A 3,031-nucleotide genomic window follows, 5' to 3' on the forward strand; every position below is an offset into this window, starting at 1 on the left:
ACTGGCCATAGCACGATTAAACAGTTTTAAGTTTTGCTCCGTGGGTTCTAATAAATAATTTTGCTGCGCCTTAACCATGGCTTGAAAATCCGAGTTGATTGTAACCATCCCCGTCTCATCTATCTTTTTCTCTATCGTGGTGGCCAACGTTTTCAGCTCACCCAGCTTACCTTCGTTAACGTTGAAACCCACCTCTGATTTCACTTGCAACCAAGGACGCAAAAATTGGTCAAATTGTTTGGCCGCCTTGAGCAACACTTCCCCTTCTTGAGCAAAATTGGTCTTTTGCAGGAAAGCAACATTAGCATTCACCTCTTCCATCAACTGATCCAATTTATTCAAAATCGAGTTGACCTGATTGCCTTGCATGTTGTTTAGCTCTGATGCAAGCGACAACAAATTTGCTTGAGTAGTAAATATCGCCACAGAACCGGATGCCACTTCGCCACTGGAGCGATACTGTTCATCCATTCCCATCAAGCTCTTTGCGGTATAAATCCCTAAACCTAAAAAACCAACACAAAGGATAACTAAAAATAGACTGATTTTTTGCTTTTGAGAAAACTGTACATCCATGAACTATTCCTTATTTAAACCCTATCGCATTCAACGAGTTCTTATTTCTATACAGTGTAGTCAATGTGCAGAATTTCATGACATTCATTTTGAGCCACAACATATGGTTTAGGATATGCGGCGGCAATTGCACATTAACCCTACTTAATCCCTACCATTTGTAATAAAATAACGGGCAAATAACCTATTCGAGATGAACTGATGTCAACAACTGGTCGTATTCATTCTTTTGAGTCTTGTGGCACGGTAGATGGCCCTGGAATTCGCTTCATTGTTTTTATGCAAGGCTGCCTAATGCGTTGTATGTATTGTCATAATCGTGACACATGGGACACCCATGAAGGCAAGGAAGTGACTGTTGAAGAAATCATTACCGAAGCAAAATCTTATCGCCATTTTATGAAAGCCTCTGGCGGCGGAATTACCTGCTCAGGCGGTGAAGCTATGCTTCAACCTGAATTTGTTCGTGATTTATTCCGCGCAGCGCAAGCTGAGGGCATTCACACCTGCTTAGATACCAACGGTTATATTCGCAAACACACAGACGTGATTGATGAAGTGCTCGATGCCACTGATTTAGTGATGTTAGACATCAAACACATGAAAGATGAGATCCACCATGATTTTATTGGTGTGTCGAATAAGCGAACCTTAGATTTCGCGCGCTACTTACACACCATAGGTAAAAAAACGTGGATCCGTTATGTGATTGTTCCTGGCTACACTGATGACGAAGAAGCGGCTCATATGCTTGGTGATTTTATTAAAGATATGGATAACATCGAGAAAGTAGAGCTGCTGCCTTATCACAAATTGGGCGCTCATAAATGGGAAGCAATGGGGCTAGAATACCCATTAGAAGGTGTAAATCCGCCGTCAAAAGAGACCATGGACAAAATCGTTGGGATCTTAGCTCAGTATCACTCAAACATAAAATATTGATTGCTTGATTTAATAACCATAAAAATGCCAGCATAATGCTGGCATTTTTATAGAGAGGCTAGCCATGCAGCTGGAACAACTTGCGGTGCTATTGCTCCTGCTACTTGTTGGGTTAACGACCCTTCGCGATTTTAAATACTCATTTTGGACAAAGTTTAAGGCCGAGAAATCCTTTCAGCATCTCACCTATTTTGCCTCTTTTGCACTTTTTCTTTTGTGGTTAGCTCAAGCCGGAGTGACCGAAGGATTGCCTATCCATTTTCTCGGTTTAACAACCCTCACGATGATGTTTGGCTGGCGCTGCGCATTTGTTATAACTATTCCTGTTACATTCGCACTGGCGGTGGTCGGTAAACTGGCCTTCTTTAACATCCCCGAATACTTACTACTATCATCGCTACTGCCAATCCTAGTTAGTTATGCTTTGTTTGCTTTGAGTTATCATTATCTACCGCGCAATATTTTTGTGTTTATTTTTGTGGCTGGTTTTTTAAATGGCGGCCTGACGGGTAGCCTGCATTTGGCCATTAACACCGCTTATCAATTACTTCTTGGGCAACATGACTGGCAAGTCATCCGCGATAATTACCTAATTTTTGTTCCTTTACTCGCTTTCCCAGAAGGGCTGCTCAATGGTATGGCGTTAGCGATACTGTCCGTATTTAAGCCTGAATGGTTGCGTGTCTTTTCCGATAAAGATTATATCTATAACCACTTACACAAAAAGTAACAAGAATTGCACACATTTTATGCTTTCCATATTAAATCCGTGTTGAGATCATGTTTCATTGTCGATAATTGCTGTTAACCTTATACCATCAAATAGAACATAAAATTTAGTGAGGCTACCTCCATGGAAATGACCAACGCTCAACGACTGATTCTATCTAATCAGTATTTTTTGATGTCACAGATGGATCCCAACAACGCCAAAAAATACAAGCGGTTACAAACCATTGTAGAACGTGGTTATGAACTGCAAATGCGAGAGCTCAACAAAGAATTTGGTTGCTTGACCGAAGCGGAGTGCCGCGAAGTGATCGACATCATGGAGATGTATCACGCCATGCAAGAATCACACAAAATGCTCTCCGATGCAGAAAGCAAAAATGTGGATCAGCGCCGCCTGCACTTTTTAGGGTTTGATATCGCTAAAGAGTCACAACGCGTTCATTACGTGCGTTTCTTGGTTGAGTCTGAAGGGCTTTACCCACAATTTGATAAAGCCGATCACCACTTCAACAGCCAAATGCCAATGTCAGATAAATATCGTCGCATGTTAACGGCTTGGCGTAATTGTCCTCGCCAATACCATTTGTCAACCGCAGAATTTACACAAATTTTTAATGCCTAAATTTTAATACCTAGCAAGGTAGGCTGACGAAAGATGAAAAGACGCAGACACTGCGTCTTTTTTACATTCCCCCTCGCAGTTATTAACTCCAACACCAACTTATCCCTCGAACTCTTGATATTCACACACTAAATGGTTCAACCTGCTCGACGTTATTAC

3 protein-coding genes and 1 pseudogene are annotated in these 3,031 nt (G+C 41.5%); 3 read left to right on the forward strand and 1 reads right to left on the reverse strand.

Annotated features, from left to right (window positions below; translation table 11 throughout):
* A pseudogene (locus B9J87_RS08615) lies at positions 1–576 on the reverse strand (methyl-accepting chemotaxis protein); the annotation flags it as partial.
* Positions 577–777: 201 nt separating this feature from the next.
* On the opposite strand from B9J87_RS08615, the gene pflA reads away from it, so the two are divergent.
* The 3 genes from pflA (at position 778) to B9J87_RS08630 (ending at position 2,872) form a co-directional block, all read left to right on the forward strand.
* Positions 778–1,518 (forward strand): pyruvate formate lyase 1-activating protein, encoded by a 741-nt coding sequence (pflA, locus tag B9J87_RS08620; protein ID WP_013856543.1) that lies wholly within the window; start codon positions 778–780, stop codon positions 1,516–1,518.
* 64 nt (positions 1,519–1,582) lie between these two features.
* Positions 1,583–2,248: an energy-coupling factor ABC transporter permease gene (locus B9J87_RS08625; RefSeq protein WP_017048072.1), complete on the forward strand. Its 666-nt coding sequence runs from the start codon at positions 1,583–1,585 to the stop codon at positions 2,246–2,248.
* 123 nt (positions 2,249–2,371) lie between these two features.
* A complete protein-coding gene (locus B9J87_RS08630; RefSeq protein ID WP_013856541.1) occupies positions 2,372–2,872 on the forward strand; it encodes a YfbU family protein in 501 nt (166 codons plus the stop codon).
* The last annotated feature ends 159 nt before the right edge of the window (positions 2,873–3,031 follow it).

The sequence above is a fragment of the Vibrio sp. V19_P1S1T109 genome, from assembly GCF_002241375.1.
GTDB lineage: Bacteria > Pseudomonadota > Gammaproteobacteria > Enterobacterales > Vibrionaceae > Vibrio > Vibrio anguillarum.

Excerpts from the sequence above, each read along its gene's own strand:
- B9J87_RS08625 (WP_017048072.1), top strand. The coding sequence starts at position 1,583 with ATGCAGCTGGAACAACTTGCGGTGCTATTGCTCCTGCTACTTGTTGGG.
- pflA (WP_013856543.1), top strand. The coding sequence starts at position 778 with ATGTCAACAACTGGTCGTATTCATTCTTTTGAGTCTTGTGGCACGGTA.
- B9J87_RS08630 (WP_013856541.1), top strand. The coding sequence starts at position 2,372 with ATGGAAATGACCAACGCTCAACGACTGATTCTATCTAATCAGTATTTT.